Annotated in this window: 7 protein-coding genes; all 7 read right to left on the bottom strand. The window is 40.5% G+C overall.

Annotated features, from left to right (window positions below; all coding sequences use genetic code 11):
* On the bottom strand, positions 1-156 hold a 156-nt coding region (locus HN459_06110), incomplete at its 3' end, for a tRNA (N6-isopentenyl adenosine(37)-C2)-methylthiotransferase MiaB (GenBank protein ID MBT3479023.1).
* Between the two features lie 46 nt (positions 157-202).
* Positions 203-1138: a peptidoglycan DD-metalloendopeptidase family protein gene (locus HN459_06105; protein MBT3479022.1), complete on the bottom strand. Its 936-nt coding sequence runs from the start codon at positions 1136-1138 to the stop codon at positions 203-205.
* Positions 1139-1327: 189 nt separating this feature from the next.
* On the bottom strand, positions 1328-1762 hold the full coding sequence (locus HN459_06100; protein MBT3479021.1) for a hypothetical protein: 435 nt from the start codon (positions 1760-1762) through the stop codon (positions 1328-1330).
* Between the two features lie 44 nt (positions 1763-1806).
* On the bottom strand, positions 1807-1971 hold the full coding sequence (locus HN459_06095) for a hypothetical protein (protein ID MBT3479020.1): 165 nt from the start codon (positions 1969-1971) through the stop codon (positions 1807-1809).
* Positions 1952-3010: an NAD(P)-binding protein gene (locus tag HN459_06090; GenBank protein MBT3479019.1), complete on the bottom strand. Its 1059-nt coding sequence runs from the start codon at positions 3008-3010 to the stop codon at positions 1952-1954. The genes HN459_06095 and HN459_06090 overlap by 20 nt, the downstream gene beginning before the upstream one ends.
* A 9-nt stretch (positions 3011-3019) precedes the next feature.
* A complete protein-coding gene (locus HN459_06085; protein ID MBT3479018.1) occupies positions 3020-4594 on the bottom strand; it encodes a phosphoglycerate dehydrogenase in 1575 nt (524 codons plus the stop codon).
* 8 nt (positions 4595-4602) lie between these two features.
* On the bottom strand, positions 4603-5071 hold a 469-nt coding region (locus tag HN459_06080; protein MBT3479017.1), incomplete at its 5' end, for a hypothetical protein.

The raw sequence follows: 5071 nt of genomic DNA, 5'->3' as shown, positions 1-5071 counted from the left end.
TTCCCTGATTGCACAGGTATTTACAAAAATAGCGTCAGCGCTGTGGATATCATTGGATTCCGTATAACCTTCTTGGGTAAGTAGTCCTGATACCAATTCAGAATCGGCCACATTCATTTGGCAACCGAATGTTTCTATGAAGTAAGATTTACTCATGGGATGATCGTGAAAATTACTGAGAGAGGTGTAGAGGAAAAAAGGCTTACTTCAAGTGGCCCGAGAAAAAATAATCCATGGGATTTTGTGGCGCACCGTACTGGTGAACTTCATAATGGAGGTGGGGGCCAGCTGAACGACCCGTATTCCCCGAGGTAGCAATCAATTCACCGCGCTTCAACTCTTGGCCACGTTTCACCTTGATATTGGATAAATGGGCATAAATTGTACGATAACCATTGCCATGGTCGATCTTAATCACTTTACCATAGCCCCCTTGATTTCCAGCAAAACGGACTTTACCTTGGGCCGGGGTATATACTTTGGTACCTGTATTCACAGCGAAATCTTGTCCGTAATGATAGCGCACTTTATCAGTAAATGGATCTTCCCTGTATCCAAATCCGGATCCGAGATATCCCTCTTGAACTGGGCGGATCGAAGGAATAATTTTTAAATTATCTGAATTATCCCGGACTTTATTGTATAAAGAATTATAACTTTTTAACTCAAGCTTTACTTTTCGTGATAATGTTTCCACATTCATTTCAATCTCTGAAATTCTGGAAGTAACCTCAGGAGCAATATCATTAACATTGGTTTTTCGGATGACAGCACCACCAACACCCATCTTTCGGACATCTTGATCAATCTGAGGTAAACCAGCATACGTCCGAATGGCTTGGTCTTTTTTCTCAATAGTACCCATCTTTCCAGAAACATCTTCTAATTGTGTTTGAAGTGTAACAAGTGTTTCCGTTAATTGGTGGTAGTTGGCCCGTAAATCTTTTAATTTTGCTTTATAAAGTATACCAGTAAGTGCATCGGCACTAAGGAAGAGACCGATGGATACAAACACAACAGCAATTCCCGCAATTGTCAATAATCTCTGACGGGAGAAGTTGTACTGGTGTACGTCCGAATCACGTTCGGATACAATGATATAGTTATGATATTTATTGGTTTTTTTATGACGAAACATGATTTATTCGCCTCTATTAATCGTGGAATTTACAAAAGTGTTCATGAAACAGCCAAATTGATCATTTCAGCTATATTTTCAGTAAATGGGATCGGGTACTGTGACGCAGACGTTGCAATGCCCTTTATTTCCTAGAAAAGTTGAGTGGGGCATTCTTTTGACTAGTGAAAGTAGATGAAGGCAATTGAATTATTCATTCTCGGGTTTTGATACAACTTCCCCTTCTTCAGATGATTCAACAGTGGCTGGCTCCACATCGACTGCTTCCGAAACGATTACATCCTGTATATCGTACTCATCTTTAATTCTTTCAATTTCATTATTTTTACCGGTGATTACAGCAGAAATACTCTCTATCTTTTCCACATGGGTAAAGAATTCTGCATTCCCGGTAAAATTCACCATATTATCATTCTTGGCCTGACCGTATACTAATTTTCCCAACGCTTCCCGTTCCCGGCGTCGATTACGCTCCAGTTGATGAATTTCCAATTTTATTTTACTAATCTTGGTTAACTCTTCTGTTTTTGCAACGGCAACCTTGCTCACCTCTTCCGCTTTTTCAATAGCGGCGTTGCTCCAATCTTTCATGTTTTCTTTTAAATCAGTCCATAATTTTGACATAATCCCCTCGCTTTCACGTTATAATGATATCGGAATTTGAATGATTAATCTTTTTTCAACAACATATTTACGATATAAAATATACCCGATCCAATAATAAGTGCGTTTAATTCTAGCATAACATTATTATCACGGATTCCCCAGACGAGTCCCGAGATTAAAATGATCATGGCAAAAACTTGAATGCTTCTAAGTAGGATGTATTTCATATCGGTGCCCGATGTTTATCCAACGCAAAATATTTTTAAAGTTCCATGCATATGCACCGGACAATATAGATAATGGATCGGAAGATTCAGAAAACTTTTTCGCAAACTCAGCCATCTGCCGATCGTTCAACCTTTCATACAGGATGCGATTCACAAATGATAAGCGCCGTTTCCGATTCAATTCTTTTAATAAAATTTTTGCTTCTTTTTTCTTCCCCAAAATGGATAATGCCGCTGCCCGACCTGACATCATGGACATGCGAATACCAAAACCGAATAAATAATCCTGGAAACCCCCTGCTTCACCGATTTGATATGGATTTCTCCACTGGCCAAATGGTAATGAAAAACTACCTCGACTTCCAAATGACTCACCAACATTTATAGAAATACCCTTTGTATCAAAATATTCTCGCGTATTATTAATGGGGTTTACATTTGAATTCTTTGGTTTCTTATAGGCTGTAGCCAATGTCCCTTTACCATCGATTATAATAAGATAAGCATAACCTTTCGGTGCATATTCGTGCCCTAAAAGCAAATGGACTTGATCTTTCAATTCAGTTTGAAAATTAATACCCTGAATATAAGCAGCCGCTTTTTTTGATCCGGTGGCATTGATGTGACAATTCTCTGGTGCTTTTTTCCCCAACTCAAATTGAACGCCCATTTTTTGGCATTGGTGAAATAATTGGTTATCAATATCATGGGGGTTAGCTCCGCGCCTTACCATATAAAAAAACGGTGAATTATTCTGAATTAAAAAGGGCGGTCGGTTTTGGGTATGAACGAAAAACTGCGAGACAGAGTGAGTCTTTATTTCCGTAAAATCAAATCCTGCTTCAATTAAAAAGGCCGGCATACTTTGGGGATAAATCCAATTTTCCAATCCTTCGAAATCACCATGACGGCCTGCGCCAATTTGTGATTCTTTTTCGTAAACAACAGGATTGTGTCCCGCCATCTTCAGTTGAATTGCTGCTGTAAGGCCCGCAATTCCACCTCCTGCAATTTCAATCGTTTTGTAAGGATGATCCATTCAAAGCAATCAACAATGAAGTTGTTGGACTGAAATAATCTCTGGTAAATCTCTTATTTGGGAAAGCACAGAATCGGGAACGGGATTATCTACCCGCACAACGGCAAATGCTTCGCCGTCATTCATTTCCCGGCTCAGAAGATATCCACCAATGTTAACTTTTGCTTCGCCTAACATTGTACCGACCTTCCCAATAACGCCCGGTACATCTTTGTTCCGTGCAAAAAGCATGGTTCCGTAAGGCGTCACTTCCATCTCGTATCCAAGGATATTTACCATGCGTATTCGATTTCCTTCAAATACACTGCCTGCAATTCGTGTCGGTTCAGATTCACCGGTTACGCGCGTTCGAATCAAATTGGTATAAGAACCACTATCATTCGTAAAACTGTGCTCAATACTAATACCCAACTCCACAGCCAGCGATTCAGCATTAATATAATTGACACGATCGGGAATTCGGTTCTTCAATAATCCTTTTAAGAATGCTAAAGCGGCCGGTTTTGCTTCGTCCATAGTACCGGAACATTCTACCTGGACACGCTTAATCACACCCGGGTTTAACTGCCCCTGGAGGATGCCCATTAGTTCCGCCAAATCCAAATTGATTTGAATCTCTTTCAGTTTAGCCATGTCAGAGATGGGCATATTTAAGGCATTGTTCAATTTCTCATGGAGTAAATAGTCGCGCACTTGTTCACATACTGCCATACTCACCCCTTCTTTAGCTTCCTTTGTGGATGCGCCAAGGTGAGGCGTTAATACAATATTCGGTGCATTAACCAATGGATTGGAATCATCCACAGGTTCAGATGTAAATACGTCAATGGCTGCCCCGGCGATTTTACCATCAACTAATGCTTTGGCTAAGCCTGCTTCATTGATGATACCACCTCGGGCCACATTTACGATACGTGCAGTAGATTTCATAGCTGACAAACGGGCATAGTCAAACAAATCACGGGTGGAATCGGTCAAAGGAACATGTACGGTGATATAATCTGAATTGGCTGTCAATTCATCCAAATCAACAATTGTTACTTCTTCAGGATTGAACATGTCCTGGTTCATGTAAGGATCGAATCCTAAAATTTTCATACCGAAGGAACGACAGCGCGTCATGACCTCACGGCCGATTTTACCCATTCCCACAATTCCCAAAGTTTTATGTCGGAGTTCTGTCCCAACCAAGGCATTACGGTTCCATTCACCATTTTTCATACCACTATCTCCGATGGAAATATTTCGCGAAAGGGTGAGCATGATTGCCACTGTATGTTCAGCGGCGGAAATGGTATTTACGTCAGGTGTATTCATGACAACCACACCGCGGCGGGTAGCGGCAGGAATGTCAATGTTATCCACACCTACACCGGCACGGCCGATCACTTGAAGGTTCTCAGCGCCATCTATCATTTCAGCTGTAATTTTTGTGCCACTACGGATTACCCAGCCATGGATATCTTTACAGGCTTCTGCTTTTTCTTCCGGCGTTCCTTCGGGCAATTGAACTACATCAAAATTAGCATCGGTGAGGACGGCCATACCGCTCTCAGTTATGGGATCAGATACGAGGATTTTCATTATCTAAATTAATCTTTCTCAACAATAGATTGGTAATAGGTTTCTAAAAAATAGTCTTTAGGAGAAACAACTCTTCCTGTTTCATAAATGTTTTTTGGGTTTTCAATATCTTTTTCCCATCGGTCAGGATTGGTCATAATGTAATGACGAATTCGATTCAAACTATCTTCATTTCGAATAATATGTTCATAATAATTGCGCTGGAATAATCTTTTGGTAAATGGTTCCCAATTTTGGGATTTCACTTTTCTAATATATTCATTGGTGACCATGGTTTTATACCATTGAACAATCGTCCCCAATGTTGGTTGCTCTCCTGTAACTGTTCCTTGTTCGGGCGGACCTATGTGTCTGCCCTTAATATTTTTTCTGGAGTTGTACTTCTGTGGGTTGACACATAGGTCAACCCCGACATCAACCCCGATATTATCTCCGGGCCGAGCCACCTTAATATCCGAAATATCTTTTAGAAAAATG

The sequence above is a fragment of the Candidatus Neomarinimicrobiota bacterium genome (genome assembly GCA_018647265.1).
In the GTDB taxonomy this organism is placed as follows: Bacteria; Fidelibacterota; Marinisomatia; order Marinisomatales; family TCS55; genus TCS55.
This window is presented reverse-complemented; position numbering and strand designations above follow the sequence as displayed.

Bases quoted from the DNA above. Each gene is read 5' to 3' on its own strand.
- HN459_06100 (MBT3479021.1), bottom strand. From the start codon at position 1,762: ATGTCAAAATTATGGACTGATTTAAAAGAAAACATGAAAGATTGGAGC.
- HN459_06105 (MBT3479022.1), bottom strand. From the start codon at position 1,138: ATGTTTCGTCATAAAAAAACCAATAAATATCATAACTATATCATTGTA.
- HN459_06085 (MBT3479018.1), bottom strand. From the start codon at position 4,594: ATGAAAATCCTCGTATCTGATCCCATAACTGAGAGCGGTATGGCCGTC.
- HN459_06090 (MBT3479019.1), bottom strand. From the start codon at position 3,010: ATGGATCATCCTTACAAAACGATTGAAATTGCAGGAGGTGGAATTGCG.
- HN459_06095 (MBT3479020.1), bottom strand. From the start codon at position 1,971: ATGAAATACATCCTACTTAGAAGCATTCAAGTTTTTGCCATGATCATT.